The organism is Buttiauxella sp. JUb87, assembly GCF_004361975.1.
Classification (GTDB): Bacteria; Pseudomonadota; Gammaproteobacteria; order Enterobacterales; family Enterobacteriaceae; genus Buttiauxella; species Buttiauxella ferragutiae.
Window position 1 is genome coordinate 414,841 of sequence record NZ_SNVY01000003.1, and the last position, 16,489, is coordinate 431,329.

14 protein-coding genes are annotated in these 16,489 nt (G+C 50.2%); 6 read left to right on the plus strand and 8 right to left on the minus strand.

Features of this window, described 5'->3' with window-relative positions:
- Positions 1–18: 18 nt before the first annotated feature.
- Positions 19–819, minus strand: a complete 801-nt coding sequence (nagB, locus tag EC843_RS14000) for a glucosamine-6-phosphate deaminase (RefSeq protein ID WP_064548655.1) — start codon at positions 817–819, stop codon at positions 19–21.
- A 335-nt stretch (positions 820–1,154) separates the two neighbouring features.
- On the opposite strand from nagB, the gene nagE reads away from it, so the two are divergent.
- From nagE to chiQ, 4 genes are all read left to right on the plus strand, one after another.
- Positions 1,155–3,179 carry an N-acetylglucosamine-specific PTS transporter subunit IIBC gene (gene nagE / locus EC843_RS14005; protein ID WP_074388595.1) on the plus strand — a complete coding sequence of 675 codons (2,025 nt, stop codon included), beginning with the start codon at positions 1,155–1,157 and terminating at the stop codon, positions 3,177–3,179.
- 179 nt (positions 3,180–3,358) lie between these two features.
- Positions 3,359–5,026 carry a glutamine--tRNA ligase gene (glnS, locus tag EC843_RS14010; RefSeq protein WP_064548654.1) on the plus strand — a complete coding sequence of 556 codons (1,668 nt, stop codon included), beginning with the start codon at positions 3,359–3,361 and terminating at the stop codon, positions 5,024–5,026.
- A gap of 473 nt (positions 5,027–5,499) precedes the next feature.
- Complete coding sequence (gene chiP, locus EC843_RS14015) at positions 5,500–6,897, plus strand: chitoporin (protein WP_064548651.1); 1,398 nt, start codon at positions 5,500–5,502, stop codon at positions 6,895–6,897.
- 47 nt (positions 6,898–6,944) lie between these two features.
- A complete protein-coding gene (gene chiQ, locus EC843_RS14020; RefSeq protein WP_064548649.1) occupies positions 6,945–7,274 on the plus strand; it encodes a ChiQ/YbfN family lipoprotein in 330 nt (109 codons plus the stop codon).
- Positions 7,275–7,363: 89 nt separating this feature from the next.
- Here the strand turns inward: chiQ and fur are convergent, their stop codons facing one another.
- From fur to ybfF, 4 genes are all read right to left on the minus strand, one after another.
- On the minus strand, positions 7,364–7,816 hold the full coding sequence (fur, locus tag EC843_RS14025; RefSeq protein WP_064548647.1) for a ferric iron uptake transcriptional regulator: 453 nt from the start codon (positions 7,814–7,816) through the stop codon (positions 7,364–7,366).
- Positions 7,817–8,102: 286 nt separating this feature from the next.
- Positions 8,103–8,633 (minus strand): flavodoxin FldA, encoded by a 531-nt coding sequence (gene fldA / locus EC843_RS14030; protein ID WP_064517084.1) that lies wholly within the window; start codon positions 8,631–8,633, stop codon positions 8,103–8,105.
- Positions 8,634–8,785: 152 nt separating this feature from the next.
- A complete protein-coding gene (gene ybfE, locus EC843_RS14035; RefSeq protein ID WP_121814107.1) occupies positions 8,786–9,067 on the minus strand; it encodes a LexA regulated protein in 282 nt (93 codons plus the stop codon).
- Positions 9,068–9,202: 135 nt separating this feature from the next.
- Entirely contained in the window at positions 9,203–9,979 is a 777-nt protein-coding gene (ybfF, locus tag EC843_RS14040; RefSeq protein WP_064548643.1) for an esterase, read from the minus strand.
- Positions 9,980–10,173: 194 nt separating this feature from the next.
- On the opposite strand from ybfF, the gene seqA reads away from it, so the two are divergent.
- The gene (gene seqA, locus EC843_RS14045; RefSeq protein ID WP_064548641.1) at positions 10,174–10,716 is read left to right on the plus strand and encodes a replication initiation negative regulator SeqA; all 543 of its coding nucleotides are present in this window, start codon (positions 10,174–10,176) and stop codon (positions 10,714–10,716) included.
- 25 nt (positions 10,717–10,741) lie between these two features.
- Complete coding sequence (pgm, locus tag EC843_RS14050) at positions 10,742–12,385, plus strand: phosphoglucomutase (alpha-D-glucose-1,6-bisphosphate-dependent) (RefSeq protein ID WP_133522416.1); 1,644 nt, start codon at positions 10,742–10,744, stop codon at positions 12,383–12,385.
- 50 nt (positions 12,386–12,435) lie between these two features.
- Here the strand turns inward: pgm and kdpE are convergent, their stop codons facing one another.
- From kdpE to kdpC, 3 genes are all read right to left on the minus strand, one after another.
- Positions 12,436–13,113 (minus strand): two-component system response regulator KdpE, encoded by a 678-nt coding sequence (kdpE, locus tag EC843_RS14055; protein ID WP_064548638.1) that lies wholly within the window; start codon positions 13,111–13,113, stop codon positions 12,436–12,438.
- The gene (gene kdpD, locus EC843_RS14060; RefSeq protein WP_133522417.1) at positions 13,110–15,800 is read right to left on the minus strand and encodes a two-component system sensor histidine kinase KdpD; all 2,691 of its coding nucleotides are present in this window, start codon (positions 15,798–15,800) and stop codon (positions 13,110–13,112) included. The genes kdpE and kdpD overlap by 4 nt, the downstream gene beginning before the upstream one ends.
- A gap of 102 nt (positions 15,801–15,902) precedes the next feature.
- Positions 15,903–16,478 (minus strand): potassium-transporting ATPase subunit KdpC, encoded by a 576-nt coding sequence (gene kdpC / locus EC843_RS14065; RefSeq protein ID WP_133522418.1) that lies wholly within the window; start codon positions 16,476–16,478, stop codon positions 15,903–15,905.
- Positions 16,479–16,489 lie beyond the last annotated feature (11 nt).

The window sequence follows — 16,489 nt, forward strand, 5'->3', positions numbered from 1 at the left end:
CCCGGTAATGACTATTACTTAAAGATCTTTGATATTTTCTGCTTCAAGTTCATTGAAGTACTTCAGCGTCTTCACTTTCAGTTCCATGGTGGACGGCTCATCACAAACTACCACTGCTTTAGGATGCAGTTGCAGACAGCTAATAGTCCACATGTGATTCACGTTGCCTTCCACAGCCGCTTGCAGCGCTTGCGCTTTCAAATGACCAAGAACCAAAATCATCACTTCTTCTGCATCAAGCAGCGTGCCCACGCCAACAGTCAGCGCATATTTTGGCACTTGAGAGACATCGCCACCAAAGAAACGGGAGTTTGCAACACGGGTGTCATGAGTCAGCGTTTTGATACGAGTACGGGATGCCAAAGAAGATGCCGGTTCGTTGAACGCGATATGACCATCGTTGCCTACGCCACCCATAAACAGGTGAATTTTGCCGTAAGAACGAATTTTTTCTTCATAGCGACGGCACTCGGCGTCAACATCTTCGGCGTTACCATTCAGCAGGTTGATGTTTTCCGCTGGGATATCAACGTGATCAAAGAAATTGCGGTGCATGAACGTATGATAGCTTTCCGGGTGCTCTTTTGGCAGACCAACGTATTCATCCATGTTAAAGGTGACGACGTTTTTAAAGCTAACCTGGCCCGCTTTGTGCATCTCTACCAGCGCTTTGTACGCTTCAAGAGGCGTGCCGCCGGTTGGCAGACCCAGCAAGAAAGGACGATCTGCTGTCGGATTAAACGCATTGATACGCTTAACGATATGGCGTGCTGCCCATTTGCCTACTTGAGCCGGGGTAGCCAGGGGAATCAGTCTCATCATTCACCTCATAAGTTAATAGAAATACGGATGTCGCCAGATTGATTATCCGAACCCTCTAAGGGTAAACCAGTTTCTTCCTGGTCATAACGGCATCAATCCGTCTTGATTTTTCGGATGATAAAATAAGTTTTAGTCGATAGCTAGCCAAAGGGGAGTGCAATAACAATATTTGGTGATTTTAATCACAAAAAAAGGGTGTTTAATTTGCGGTACGAATTAATTTTTCACACACTCAGAAGGTTGGTGAATCTTCGCCATGCTTTCAAGGTTTGTTAAACAATAATAAAACTGCTTTGAACGAGCCTTAACGGGGTCTCATAGGGGGAATTAACGTGAGTATTCTTGGTTACATGCAAAAGGTTGGCCGCGCACTTATGGTGCCGGTTGCCACATTACCAGCCGCAGCCATATTAATGGGTGTTGGCTACTGGATTGACCCAACGAGCTGGGGCGGTGATAACGCATTAGCCGCGTTGTTCATCAAATCTGGTGCTGCAATTATTGATAACATGGGTGTGCTGTTTGCCATTGGTGTGGCTTACGGTATGTCCAAAGATAAAGATGGTGCTGCTGCACTAACCGGCTTTGTCGGTTTCCTGGTTCTGACCACACTTTGTTCGCCAGCGGCTGTTTCCATGATCAAGCATATTCCGCTGGATCAGGTTCCGTTTGCGTTCTCTAAAATTCAGAACCAATTTGTTGGTATCATGGTGGGGATTATCTCCGCAGAGTTGTACAACCGCTTCAGCAGTGTCGAACTGCCAAGAGCGTTGTCCTTCTTCAGTGGCCGCCGCCTGGTTCCAATCCTCACCTCCTTCGTGATGATTGCTGTTGCCTTTATCATGATGTTCATCTGGCCAATCGTGTTTAGCGGCCTGGTAAACTTTGGTGAGCACATTCAGAAGTTGGGTTCTGTTGGCGCAGGTGTTTATGCGTTCTTCAACCGTCTGCTGATTCCAGTGGGTCTGCACCACGCGCTGAACTCCGTATTCTGGTTCGACGTTGCGGGTATCAACGATATTCCTAAGTTCCTTGGCGGTGCTAAATCTATCGCTGAAGGTACCGGTATTGTGGGTATCACAGGTCGTTACCAGGCTGGTTTCTTCCCAATCATGATGTTCGGTCTTCCAGGTGCTGCGCTGGCAATTTACCAGTGTGCGCGTCCTGAAAACAAAGCCAAAGTCATGGGTATCATGATGGCGGGTGCGTTTGCTGCCTTCTTTACTGGTATCACCGAACCGTTGGAATTCTCCTTCATGTTCGTGGCCCCAGTTCTGTATCTGATTCACGCAGTGCTGACGGGTATCTCCGTATTTATCGCAGCAAGCATGCATTGGATTGCTGGTTTCGGCTTCAGTGCGGGTCTGGTGGATATGGTGCTTTCTTCCCGTAACCCACTGGCGACACACTGGTACATGCTGATCCCGCAAGGCCTGGTGTTCTTCGCTATCTACTACGTTGTGTTCCGTTTCACTATCACCAAATTCAATCTGTTGACCCCAGGGCGTGAACTGGCTGTTGCAGGTGATGAAACTGATGGTCAGGACGTGAATGTTAGCGCCAATAGCAATCAAGATGTTTCTGAGCTGGCTCGTCAGTACATCGCTGCTGTGGGTGGCTCAGCTAACCTGACAGGCATCGACGCGTGTATCACTCGTCTGCGCCTGAACGTAAAAGACTCTTCATTGGTTAACGAATCTTTGGCTAAACGCCTGGGTGCAACCGGTGTTATCCGTCTGAACAAAACCAGCGTGCAAATCATCGTCGGCTTCGTCGCTGAGAAAATTGCTAACGCAATGAAAACGGTAGGTGATGTTGCAGCGGCTCCAGTTAGCGCTACAGCTGCACCGGTTGCCGCAGCTACTGCAAAACCACAGGCTGTACCAAACGCTGTCACCATCGCCGCTCTGGTTTCTCCAGTAACGGGTGATGTGGTTGCTCTGGAACAAGTTCCAGATGAAGCCTTCGCCAGCAAAGCAGTAGGTGATGGTGTTGCTGTTAAGCCAACCGAGAAAATGGTTGTCGCGCCAGCTGCCGGTACTATCGTTAAGATCTTTAATACCAACCACGCGTTCTGTCTGGAAACCGAAAAAGGTGCAGAAATCGTTGTCCATATGGGCATTGATACTGTCGCACTGAACGGCCAGGGCTTTACTCGTCTGGTAGAAGAGGGTGCTGAAGTGGTTGCAGGCCAGCCGATTCTGGAAATGGACCTTGATTTCCTGAACGCAAATGCTCGCTCCATGATTAGCCCGGTTGTTTGCAGCAACATTGATGACTACAGCGGTCTGGTTATTCAGGCGCAAGGTTCAGTGGTTGCGGGGCAAACGCCTCTGTACGAAATTAAAGGCAAATAATCGCTCCTGAGTCATAGATTGTGCCTTTAGCGGCTGGAGAGTATTTTCTCCAGCCGCTTTTTTATTGCTCCAGCTTGACCCTTCCCGATCCCCTTATTTATTCAACAAAAGGTTGTTTCCGACGCTTGCTTATAAGATCATGTGCCGATAACTGAAGTTTTTGCACAGAGGAACCCGCGATGAGTGAGGCAGAAGCCCGCCCAACTAACTTTATTCGCCAGATTATTGATGAAGATTTGGCTAATGGTAAGCACACCAGCATTTGCACCCGTTTTCCGCCAGAGCCAAATGGCTATCTGCATATCGGCCATGCAAAATCCATCTGCCTGAACTTTGGTATCGCACAAGATTATCAAGGGCAGTGCAACCTGCGTTTCGATGACACTAACCCAGCAAAAGAAGACATCGAATTCGTAGATTCAATTAAGCACGATGTTGAATGGCTTGGTTTTCACTGGTCAGGCAATGTGCGCTACTCCTCCGATTATTTCGATCAGTTGTTCAACTATGCTGTAGAGCTTGTCAATAAAGGTCTGGCGTATGTTGACGAACTGACTCCAGAGCAGATCCGTGAATATCGCGGCTCATTGACCGCACCTGGGAAAAATAGCCCATACCGCGATCGTAGCGTCGAGGAAAACCTCGCGCTGTTCGAGAAAATGCGTAACGGTGAATTTGCTGAAGGCACTGCGTGCCTGCGTGCGAAAATCGACATGGCATCACCATTTATCGTGATGCGCGATCCGGTTATTTATCGCATCAAATTTGCTGAACACCATCAGACTGGTACCAAGTGGTGCATCTATCCGATGTACGACTTCACGCACTGCATTTCCGATGCGCTGGAAGGTATTACTCACTCTTTATGTACGCTGGAGTTCCAGGACAACCGTCGTCTGTACGATTGGGTGCTGGATAACATCACTATTCCTGTGCACCCGCGTCAGTACGAGTTCTCTCGCCTGAATCTCGAATACTCCATCATGTCTAAGCGTAAGCTGAACCTGCTGGTGACTGAGAAAGTAGTGGAAGGGTGGGATGACCCACGTATGCCAACCATTTCTGGCCTGCGTCGTCGTGGTTACACTGCCGGTTCTATTCGTGAGTTCTGTAAGCGTATTGGCGTGACCAAACAAGACAACACCGTTGAAATGGCTGCTTTGGAATCATGTATTCGTGATGACCTGAACGAAAACGCCCCGCGCGCGATGGCAGTGCTCGATCCGGTGAAAGTGATTATTGAAAACTTCCCGCAGGGCGAAGTGGAAATGGTCACCATGCCAAACCATCCGAACAAGCCAGAAATGGGTAGCCGCCAGGTGCCGTTCAGCCGTGAGATTTACATTGATCGTGCTGACTTCCGCGAAGAAGCGAATAAGCAGTACAAGCGTCTGGTGTTGGGCAAAGAAGTCCGCCTGCGTAATGCTTATGTGATTAAAGCCGATCGTGTTGAGAAAGATGAAGCCGGGAATATCACCGTGCTGCATTGTTCCTACGATCCGGACACATTAAGCAAAGACCCGGCTGATGGCCGTAAAGTAAAAGGCGTTATTCATTGGGTAAGTGCTGAACACGCCTTGCCAGTTGAAATTCGCCTTTACGACCGTCTGTTCAGCGTGGCTAACCCAGGTGCGGCGGAAGATTTCCTGGCAACGATCAACCCAGAGTCTCTGGTGATTAAGCAAGGTTTCGTCGAACCAAGCCTGCAAAATGCTGAGAAAGGCAAAGCGTATCAGTTCGAGCGTGAAGGTTATTTCTGCCTTGATAGCCGTCTGGCAACTGCGGAAAAACTGGTGTTTAACCGCACCGTTGGTTTGCGTGATACCTGGGCCAAAATAGGCGAGTAATTAGTTATACACGCAGTCAATATGTAACAAAGACGCCGCAAATCGCGGCGTTTTTTTTTGCTTAATAATCACAGGATTAAATATTTACTTACATTCGCGATGCGAATTAATGTTATTTATATTTCCCTGGGAATTCTCTGGCTGGTCAATCTCGGAACATAATAAATCCTTTCTTTTATCATGTGAGCGCTCTCATATGGTGGTTTATATCAATATTTGTTGATTTATAAACATAAAATTCCACAGTTGATTTTTGTTACAAATACTCATGAATTATGTGCTCTCTGTCATAATATCGGAATGAACTCTTACAAAGTCGTTGATAATTCGCGTCGCGAAAAATAGTCTTATGGGGAGCAGTAAATGCGGGAAAATATTTATAACCGCTTTAGCCGTTAGGCATTTTTACTTTTTTCGCTATCTGACGTCTTTTAACGTCCGGCGATTATTTATACGTCAAAGAGGAATTTTATATGCGTACGTTTAGTGGCAAACGTAGTGCGCTGGCCCTTGCTATTGCAGGCGTCACGGCTCTTTCTGGACTGGTTGTTATCCCTCAGGCAAGTGCAGCAGGTTTTTTTGATGATTCAACACTGACCGGTGGTGTTTATTACTGGCAGCGTGAACGTGACCGTAAAGATGTTACGACAGATAAATATGAAACTAACCTTTCTCACGCTACCTGGAACGCCAATCTGGACTTCCAGTCCGGTTATGCTGCTGACATGTTTGGTCTGGATATCGCCGCCTTTACTGCTATCGAAATGGCAGAAAATGGCGACAGCGGCCACCCGAACGAAATCGCATTTTCCTCTTCAAACAAAGCTTACGATGAAGATTATTCCGGCGATAAGAGCGGTATAAGCCTTTATAAAGCCGCAGCTAAATTCAAATACGGCCCGGTTTGGGCCCGTGCGGGTTACATCCAGCCAACAGGGCAATCTTTATTAGCACCACACTGGAGTTTCATGCCTGGTACTTACCAGGGCGCTGAAGCCGGGGCAAACTTTGATTATGCCGATGCCGGTGCTCTGAGCTTCTCCTACATGTGGACCAATGAGTATAAAGCTCCGTGGCACCTGGAGATGGACAAGTTCTATCAGAACGATAAGAACACCAAAGTTGAGTATCTGCACTCGCTGGGCGCGAAGTATGACTTCAAAAATGATCTGATTCTTGAAGCGGCATTCGGTCAGGCAGAAGGGTATATCGACCAATACTTCACTAAAGCAAGCTACAAATTTGATGTAGCTGGCAGCCCATTGTCTACCAGCTACCAGTTCTACGGTTCGCGTGACAAAGTCTCTGATGGCAGCGTTAACGATCTGTATGACGGCACCGCATGGTTGCAGGCTCTGACATTCGGCTACAAAGTGGGCCAGGTTGACCTGCGGCTCGAAGGTACCATGGTCAAGGCTGATGGCCAGCAGGGCTACTTCCTGCAACGTATGACCCCAACTTACGCATCGTCAAACGGTCGTCTGGATATCTGGTGGGATAACCGTTCTGACTTCAACGCCAATGGTGAAAAAGCCATCTTCGCGGGTGCCATGTATGACCTGAGCAATTGGGATCTGGCTGGTTGGGCTGTAGGTGCTTCGTATGTTTACGCATGGGATGCAAAACCAAGCTCTAAACCAACCACTGACGGTTACTACGATGCTGACAATCGCCTGAAAGAATCGGCGTACAGCCTTGACGCGTTGTACACCATTCAGGATGGGCGCGCGAAAGGCACTCTGTTCAAACTGCACTTCACTCAATACGACAACCACTCCGACATCCCAAGCTGGGGCGGTGGTTACGGCAACATCTTCCAGGATGAGCGTGACGTGAAATTCATCGTCATCGCACCGTTCACCATCTTCTGATTCGATTCCGGGCGTGAAAGCGCCCGGTTTTATAAAGGATATCGAGCATGAAAAAAATCATTTTGGTTACGGTCATGGCTTTAGGTTTGAGCGCCTGCGCACAACCCTCTAAAACGGCACCTGAAGATACAAAACTGAAACAAGCCTATAGCGCCTGTATCAATACCGCAGAAGGGAATCCTGATAAAATTCAGGCCTGTCAGAGCGTGTTAAACGTGCTGGGTCAGGAAAAGGAACACCAGGAATTTGCGAAGAAAGAAACGGTGCGCACCCTGGATTATCAAAACTGTATTCAGGCCACTCGTACTGGTAACGACCAGGCGGTAAAAGCCAAGTGCGATAAAATCTGGCAAGAGATTCGTGCGAACAACAAGTAATCTGTGAATTCAGGCAATAAAAAAACCGGTGAGCTTCCTCACCGGTTTTTTTATACCTGACATCTGGTTCAGAATGTCAGATATGCGGATTACTTTTCGCTGATTTCGTGTGCATTCTCGTCGGTACGGCAATCACCTTCAGCGCAGTGACCGTAAAGGTACAGGCTGTGGTTGGTCAGACGGATGCCATGGCGTGATGCGATTTCACGCTGACGAGATTCAATTGAATCATCACTGAACTCAATAACTTTGCCGCAGTCCAGGCAAATCAGGTGGTCGTGGTGATGTTGTTGAGTTAACTCGAATACGGATTTGCCGCCTTCGAAGTTGTGACGAGTGACAATGCCTGCATCATCAAACTGGTTTAGTACACGATAAACTGTGGCGAGACCAATTTCTTCGCCCATATCAATCAGACGTTTGTATAAGTCTTCCGCACTGACATGATGGTTCACCGGACCCTGTAGCACTTCAAGGATTTTTAATCGCGGAAGCGTGACTTTCAGGCCGGCCTTCTTCAATGCGGTATTATTGTCAGTCATGCGGAAATTGTCCTGTTGCTTAACGGATCGCTCGGACTCAGGGTGAGCGTTAAGATGAATGCGTCTCATTATAGAACTGCAGATTCTAAATGGAAACCGCAAGTATTATTCATAATCAAGCTAAAAAATGGCGGCTGAGTCGCGATTTAATTGCCTTGTTAGCTATTTAGCCAGGGGGTCATTGTACAGGGACAAACCGAAAAGTTAAAAATTTGTAGCGATTATTTTAATCGGAATAATCTATCAATGTGACGCAACCCGTTTAAAAGCTGCGTCACATCCAGAATCAGGCGTTGATGATATCTGCCAGGTTCAGCTCGTCAGAAACTTGTTTGACCCATTTCTGAACGCGTTCAGCGGTCAGTTCTGGTTGACGATCTTCATCGATAGCCAGACCGACAAAGTGATCGTCGTCAGCCAGACCTTTAGAGGCTTCAAAATGGTAGCCCGCCGTTGGCCAGTGACCGACGATAGCAGCACCGCGTGGCTCAATGATGTCACGGATAGTGCCCAATGCGTCACAGAAGTATTCTGCATAGTCTTCCTGGTCACCACAGCCGAACAGGGCGACCAGTTTGCCGTTGAAATCAACTTCTTCCAGAGTCGGGAAGAAGTCATCCCAGTCGCATTGCGCTTCACCGTAATACCACGTTGGAATGCCGAGAAGCAGAATATCGAAGCCTTCCAGGTCTTCTTTGCTGCTCTTAGCAATGTCATGCACCTCAGCAACGTCTTTACCGAGCTGTTTTTGAATCATCTTCGCGATATTTTCGGTGTTACCAGTGTCGCTGCCGAAAAAAATGCCTACGATTGCCATGAGTAAAATAACCTCTTGATACTTAATGGTATGGTGGCTGCTAATTGGCCACAGATAGGGCAATCATAGCAGAACACATTGCGGTGCGGAAACTGCTATCAGCCTGTTGTGCACAGACTGCAACATCGTATTCCGGGCATATAGCCTTTCAACTAACTGAGATGCTGCTTCAGTTGCGCGAGTAGAATCTCTTCAATCAACTCACTACGACTGATATTGCGCGCTTCAGCCAGATGATTTAGTGCATCTACTGCATCGTTATTGAGCTTCAGTTCCACTCGCTTCAGGCCGCGTACTTTATCGCGCTTGAGCTGGTTGCGTTTGTTGATACGCAGTTGCTCATCACGCGTCAGCGGATTAGTTTTTGGCCGCCCGGGGCGACGCTCGTCCGCGAACAGATCTAATGTAGTACGGTCCGTTTGTTCTTTTGCCATGATTAGACTACTGACAGGGAATTCAGGTGGCACGGAGCGGGGTGCTCTGGCGCATTTTAGCGCGCAATCATACATCAGCATGGCTTGCGCGCCAACGCGTTAGCTGCATCTAACAGCCAGTCGGTTTGTTTTTAATCAGTTTGCGGCACTTGCGTCGATAAAACGGTGGATTGCGCGCAAAACAGCATCAGGTTTTTCGGCGTGAACCCAGTGTCCGGCACCGGCAACCACATGAGCGCGCGCCTGAGGGAATTGCGCAAGCAGCGTTTCGCGGTGTGATTCGTCAACATAAGGGGATGCACCACCACGGATAAACAGTGCCGGTTCATTCCAGGTTGGGATAGCTTGCCAGCCGACAATATTCTCGTACTGTTCCCACAATACCGGAACATTAAACTTCCACTCGCCGTCAGCAAATGACTTCAGCAAGAATTGAATCACACCTTCTTCGTTCAGATGCTCACGCATCACCATAGCGGCTTGTTGACGTGTTTTCGCTCCACTACTACTGACTGCATTAATAGCCGCGAAAATTTCATCGTGACGGCGTACCTGATAATCCACCGGTGCAATGTCAATCAGCACCAGTTTATCAATGCGCTCAGGTGCAATAGCTGTCAGAGCCATCGCAACTTTACCGCCCATGGAATGGCCGATAATGATTGCTTTTTCAAAGCCATATTCTTCGAGCGTTTCAACCACATCCTGCGCCATCGCGGCATAGTTCATTTCAGAGCTACGGGGCGATAAACCATGGTTGCGCAGATCGATTTGCAGCAACGTATGATTTTGCCCGAGGTCGCGGGCCAACACGCCCAGGTTATCAAGGCTACCAAAAAGGCCGTGGATTAGGACGATGGGGGAATTACTAGTCGATTGTTGCGCAGTTTGCAGGCGAGCATTCAATTTCATGGCAAAGTTCTTTTTTTTTACTTCGTGAGGTTAGGGTATCATAACGGCATCCTGCCGCAGTGCCGCAAATTTCCAGTTTAGTCTGACTTTGTGGTGTGACATAAGTTTGGCGCTACCCGAGGTTGGGATTTGTGCGAATATGTACATATAATCCCAACAACTTGAATTCAGAAAAGATACCGCACCGGATTAAGATGAAAACAATTGAAGTTGATGACGAGCTCTATCGCTATATTGCCAGCCACACGCAGCACATTGGTGAAAGCGCGTCCGATATTTTACGGCGCATGTTGAAATTTACCGCCGGTCAATCTCCTGCTACACCAGTAACTACCGGCCAGACGGCAGCAGCTGCTGCTCCGGAAGCCAAACCCGTAAACAAAGCTCGCGATCGCGTACGTGCGGTTCGTGAATTACTGTTGTCAGATGAATATGCCGAGCAAAAGAAAGCCGTCAATCGTTTCATGATGGTGCTTTCTACTCTGTATACCCTCGACGCACATGCTTTTGGTGAAGCGACCGAGTCGCTGCATGGCCGGACGCGCGTCTATTTTGCAGGTAATGAGCAAACGCTGCTGCAAAATGGCAACCAGACCAAACCAAAGCATGTTCCGGGCACGCCATACTGGGTTATCACTAACACCAATACGGGTCGTAAATGCAGCATGATTGAACACATCATGCAATCAATGCAGTTCCCTGCGGAATTGATTGAAAAGGTTTGCGGCACAATCTAACACCTCGCGTCAGAAGGAAAGGCCAATGGCTAACCACCCTCGTGCAGGACAACCGGCACAACAGAGCGATTTGATTAACGTAGCCCAACTGACGGCCCAGTATTACGTGCTGAAGCCTGAAGTGGGGAATAGCGAACACGCGGTGAAATTCGGTACCTCCGGCCATCGTGGTAGTGCGGCACGTCATAGTTTCAACGAACCTCACATTCTGGCGATTGCTCAGGCGATTGCTGAAGATCGTGCAAAAAATGGCATTACCGGGCCGTGCTACGTGGGTAAAGATACCCACGCGCTATCTGAACCTGCGTTTATTTCCGTGCTGGAAGTGCTGGCTGCAAACGGTGTGGATGTCATTGTGCAGCAGGCAAACGGCTACACGCCAACGCCTGCCATTTCACATGCCATTCTGACGCATAACAAAAACGCTGGTGCGCAGGCTGACGGCATCGTCATTACGCCTTCGCACAACCCACCGGAAGACGGTGGTATCAAATACAATCCGCCTAATGGTGGCCCGGCTGATACCAACGTCACCAAGGTGGTTGAAGATCGTGCCAACGCGCTTTTGGCGGCGGATCTGAAAGATGTAAAACGCATCTCTCTGGAGAGAGCCTGGGCAAGCGGTCACGTACAAGAACAAGATCTGGTGCAGCCGTTTATCGAAGGGCTGGTGGATATCGTTGATATGGCCGCCATCCAGAAATCGGGTCTGAAACTGGGCGTTGATCCGCTCGGTGGGTCCGGTATCGAATACTGGCAGCGCATCGCCAAACACTACAACCTGGATCTGACGATTGTTAACGATCACGTCGATCAAACCTTCCGCTTTATGCACCTCGATAAAGACGGCGCTATCCGTATGGATTGCTCGTCCGAGTGTGCGATGGAAGGTTTGCTGGCGTTGCGTGACAAATTCGATCTGGCCTTCGCCAATGACCCGGATTACGACCGCCACGGTATCGTCACGCCAGCAGGGCTGATGAACCCAAACCATTATCTGGCGGTTGCGATTAACTACCTGTTCCAGCATCGCCCGCAGTGGGGTAAAGATGTGGCCGTCGGTAAAACTCTGGTGTCATCCGCGATGATTGACCGCGTGGTTAACGACCTGGGCCGTAAACTGGTTGAAGTGCCAGTGGGTTTCAAATGGTTTGTTGATGGCCTGTTCGACGGCAGCTTTGGTTTTGGTGGCGAAGAAAGTGCCGGGGCATCGTTCCTGCGCTTTGATGGCACACCGTGGTCTACCGACAAAGACGGCATCATCATGTGTCTGCTGGCGGCAGAAATAACCGCCGTCACCGGTAAGAACCCGCAACAGCATTATGACGAACTGGCTGCCCGTTTCGGCGCGCCAAGCTACAACCGTCTGCAAGCCTCCGCGACAACTGCGCAGAAAGCGGCATTATCCAAACTTTCTCCGGAAATGGTCAGCGCCAGCACCCTGGCAGGTGACCCGATCACCGCACGTTTAACGGCGGCCCCTGGCAACGGCGCTTCTATCGGCGGCCTGAAAGTGATGACCGACAACGGCTGGTTTGCGGCACGCCCTTCGGGTACTGAAGATGCGTACAAAATTTACTGTGAAAGTTTCTTAGGTGCAGAACACCGTCTGCAAATTGAGAAAGAAGCGGTAGAGATTGTCAGCGAAGTGCTGAAAAACGCGAAGTAAGATGTTGAATTGGAAAAGGCGCCGCAAGGCGCCTTTTTTGTCTGCCGGAACTACAGCATAAACCGATAACCAATCCCAGTTTCGGTCAGCAAATGCGCCGGACGCGCGGGATCGCTTTCCAGCTTCTGGCGCAAATGTCCCATATAAATCCGCAAATAATGGCTATGCTCCACGGCATTCGGCCCCCAAACCTGATTGAGCAACTGGCGCTGAGTCAGCACCTTACCGTGGTTATTGAGCAGCGTGGCGAGCAAACGAAACTCAATCGGTGTGAGATGGATTTCAGCGCCATCCCGCGTAATACGGCGGGTAGCAAGGTCCACACTAATGCCTGAAAACTGATAAACCGGATCGGGCTGTGCCACACTGGCATGGCGGCGCAATACTACTCGCAAACGTGCTTGCAGCTCGCCAATACCAAACGGTTTGCTGAGATAATCATCCGCGCCCGCGTCTAGCGCATCTATCTTCACTTGTTCATCGCTGCGAGCAGATAGCACCACAATCGGCGTTTGGCTCCACTGGCGGAAATCGCGGATAAAATCCAGACCGTCACCATCGGGTAAACCGAGATCAAGAATCACTAAATCAGGCTTGCGCGTGGCGGCTTCCAGCAAACCACGCTGCAATGTTTCGGCTTCATGAACGCGTAGCGATTCTGCTTCCAGCGCGGTGCGCAGAAAACGGCGGATCTCTTTTTCGTCTTCAATAATCAGAACTGATATCACAAAGCCTCGTTCATCTCAGCCAGTTCAGGCGGTGGGGGAAGCGGTAAAATAACATGAAAACTCGCCCCTCCCTCCGGGCGATTTTCGGCATAAATTTTTCCATCGTGCACTTCAACAATCGCCTGGCAAATCGCTAGCCCTAAACCGACACCGGGGATGGCGGACTCTTTGTTACCACGGGAAAACTTATCAAAGATTAGCTGTTCTTTGCCAGCAGGGATACCTGGACCGCTGTCCCAGACCTCAAGATCCAGTTGGGAAGCCTCGGTCTGAGCGCGAATACCTATATTGGCGTGGTACCCGGCGTACTTCACCGCGTTCTCCAGCAGATTTATCAGCACGCGTTCAAACAGCGGGCCATCAACATGGATAAGCATTAACGGGTCAGGTAACGAAAGCACAATATGCCGACCGCCCAAACTCAGTTCCAGCATCTTCAACGCGCTACCGACCACTTCCTCAAGCGTTAACCACTCTTTGCGCAGATTAAATCCGCCAGACTGAATGCGCGCCATATCCAATAAATTGTTCACCAGACGCGTGGTATTCAGCACATGCTGGCGAATGTCGTTGGCTTGCGGGGCGTGTTTCGAGCCTTCAGAGGCCAAATCCAGCGTCAGTATTTCTGCCTGGCCGAATAGCACCGTCAACGGAGTACGCAAATCGTGAGACAACGCAGCCAGCAACGAATTACGCACTTGCTCGCGTTCGCTGGAAATCCTGGCTTGCTCTTCACTGGCGGTCAGCAATAAGCGATCCAGTGCCGTGGCCGCCAGTAACGTGAACGTTTCCAGCAGGCGTTGTTGTTCCGGGATCATCAACTGACGCAAATTACTCGGCTCGACAATCAATAACCCGAGGGTTCTTTCCGACGTTTTCAGCGGCAAAATTTGATACGGCACACCAGGTAATGTATCGGTGCCAGCGCCGGCAGGCTGGCCTTTATCAAAACTCCAGCGAGCGATGGCTTCATCCCAGTTGTGCGGTTCACCCTTTGCATTGGCTCGTTCCAGCACACCATTTTCATTTGGGAGTAATAACTGGGCGCGGGCATGAAAACTGTTATTGATAAACAGTTCGCTGGTGGCGGCAATATCCTGTGGCGTGCGCTCGGCGGCGAGGGCCTTCGACATCTCATACAGGTAGCGTGTGCGTTGTTCGCGATAACGGGCAATCCGCGCCTGATAGCGCACCCCAGCGGTGAGATTGCCGATAACCAGACCAACGGTGAGCATCACCGCGAAGGTTAACAAGTATTGAATATCGGAAACTGCCAGCGTGCCGTGCGGCGCAATAAAGAATAAATCGAAACTCAGTACACTTATCACTGTCGCCAGCACTGAAGGCCAGCGCCCGTAAAACAGCGCCACAACGACCACGCCTAGCAGATACAGCATCACCAGGTTGGCGGCATCAAAACCCATCAACCATTGATTGGCGATAAAGGTAGTGATGGCGCAAAGCCCAACTGCCACGCCACAGCCTCGCAACTGCATACGCCATTTTTCGCTAAAGTTGCGCATATCTTGCGTGGTAGGGGAGGCGACAAAAGGTTTGTTATCCAGCGCGACAATCACTAAATCGAGGTCGGGTGCGCGTCGAGCGAGTTTATCGGCGAAAGATTCACGGCTCCACCAACGGCGGGTCTTGCGTCGGCCAATAATTATTTTCCCGAGATTATGCTCCCGGGCGTAACGCAAAATAGCTTTGTCTTCGGCGGGATCGGCAAGCGTGGTGGTGGTTTCCGCACCCAGTTCTTGCGCTAAGCGTAATGAAGCCAAAATAGCGCGTCGTTGATGTTCAGGTAAACGGTGAAGCTGTGGCGTCTCGACATAAACCGCATGCCAAATGCTGCCTAATTTCGCCGCCAGTCTTGCCGCGGTGCGCACCAGTTTTTCATTACCGGAGCTGTGCCCGATACACAGCAAAATCGCATCGCGCGTGTGCCAGACTTTTTCTTCGCCTTGATTATCCCGCCAGGCGCGCATTTGGTCGTCAACGCGATCGGCGGTGCGGCGTAATGCCAGTTCGCGCAGGGCAATCAAATTCCCCTTACGGAAAAAGTGTTCGATGGCGCGTTCAGCCTGGCCGGAGATGTATACCTTGCCTTCATGCAGACGCTGGCGTAAATCGTCAGGCGGTAAATCGACCAGCACGATTTCATCGGCGGCATCAAAGATAGGGTCAGGCACCGTTTCACGGACCTGAATGCCGGTTACGCCGCCGACGATGTCGTTCAGGCTTTCGAGATGCTGCACGTTGACGGTAGTAAAAACGTCGATCCCGGCGTCCAGTAACTCTTCTACGTCTTGCCAGCGTTTAGGGTGGCGCGAGCCGGGCGCGTTGCTGTGCGCCAGTTCATCCATCAGGATCAGCGCAGGATTACGGGCGAGGGCGGCGTCAAGGTCAAACTCCTGAACCCATCGCCCACGGTGGTGTATCCGCTTTGCTGGTAGTAGATCGAGCCTGTCGAGCAAGGCGGCAGTCTCTTTACGACCGTGGGTTTCCACCACGCCAATCAGAATATCCAGTCCTTGCCCCCGCAGCCGCTGTGCTTCCTGAAGCATGGCGTAGGTTTTCCCCACGCCCGCACAAGCACCGAAGAATATTTTCAGCTTACCGCGAGGTTTGCGATTGACCTGCTCCAGTAACTTATCTGGATTAGGGCGCAGCGGTTCCTGCGTCATAACAGCTCCTTATTTTTTGGTGGATGACGCTGCGCTTATCCACCCTACAACGGCCGTAATTCGTAGGTCGGATAAGCGCCAGCGTCATCCGACAGTTTTATCTTATGGAGTTTGAAGGGCATCCAGTGCCACGTTAACCAACAACACATTCACCACCGGTTTACCGATAAAACCGACCAATGGCTGCGTGGTGTTCTCGGCAATCAAACGCTCAACTTGTTCAACCGGCAAATTGCGCGCTTTGGCGATACGCGGGATCTGCCAGGCCGCCGCCTGCGGCGAAATCTGCCCGTCCAGACCACTCGCTGAAGCCGTCACCAATTCAACCGGAACCGCTGGGTTTGCCTGCGGATTTGCCGCACGTAACGCTGCCACACGCTCGGTAACTTGCTTATCTAGCTCAGGATTACTGCCTGCCAGATTACTGCCGCCAGAGGCCATTGGATTATATGGCGTTTCTGCCGTAGCAGAAGGGCGGCCTTGTAAATACTTCGCCTGGGTAAAGTTTTGCCCAATCAGGCTTGAGCCTCGCACCACTTGAGTATCAATAATCAACGACCCGTTGGCTTGCGTCGGGAACCACCATTGAGCGAGCAGCGTGGTCAGTAACGGGTAAAGTCCACCGGTAACCAGGGTCAATAAAATCAGTAATAGTATAGCGGGACGTAAGGTAGTCATTTGTTTTTCCT

Excerpts from the sequence above, each read along its gene's own strand:
- nagB (WP_064548655.1), bottom strand. The coding sequence starts at position 819 with ATGAGACTGATTCCCCTGGCTACCCCGGCTCAAGTAGGCAAATGGGCA.
- glnS (WP_064548654.1), top strand. The coding sequence starts at position 3,359 with ATGAGTGAGGCAGAAGCCCGCCCAACTAACTTTATTCGCCAGATTATT.
- chiP (WP_064548651.1), top strand. The coding sequence starts at position 5,500 with ATGCGTACGTTTAGTGGCAAACGTAGTGCGCTGGCCCTTGCTATTGCA.
- chiQ (WP_064548649.1), top strand. The coding sequence starts at position 6,945 with ATGAAAAAAATCATTTTGGTTACGGTCATGGCTTTAGGTTTGAGCGCC.
- fur (WP_064548647.1), bottom strand. The coding sequence starts at position 7,816 with ATGACTGACAATAATACCGCATTGAAGAAGGCCGGCCTGAAAGTCACG.
- fldA (WP_064517084.1), bottom strand. The coding sequence starts at position 8,633 with ATGGCAATCGTAGGCATTTTTTTCGGCAGCGACACTGGTAACACCGAA.
- ybfE (WP_121814107.1), bottom strand. The coding sequence starts at position 9,067 with ATGGCAAAAGAACAAACGGACCGTACTACATTAGATCTGTTCGCGGAC.
- ybfF (WP_064548643.1), bottom strand. The coding sequence starts at position 9,979 with ATGAAATTGAATGCTCGCCTGCAAACTGCGCAACAATCGACTAGTAAT.
- seqA (WP_064548641.1), top strand. The coding sequence starts at position 10,174 with ATGAAAACAATTGAAGTTGATGACGAGCTCTATCGCTATATTGCCAGC.
- pgm (WP_133522416.1), top strand. The coding sequence starts at position 10,742 with ATGGCTAACCACCCTCGTGCAGGACAACCGGCACAACAGAGCGATTTG.
- kdpD (WP_133522417.1), bottom strand. The coding sequence starts at position 15,800 with ATGACGCAGGAACCGCTGCGCCCTAATCCAGATAAGTTACTGGAGCAG.
- kdpC (WP_133522418.1), bottom strand. The coding sequence starts at position 16,478 with ATGACTACCTTACGTCCCGCTATACTATTACTGATTTTATTGACCCTG.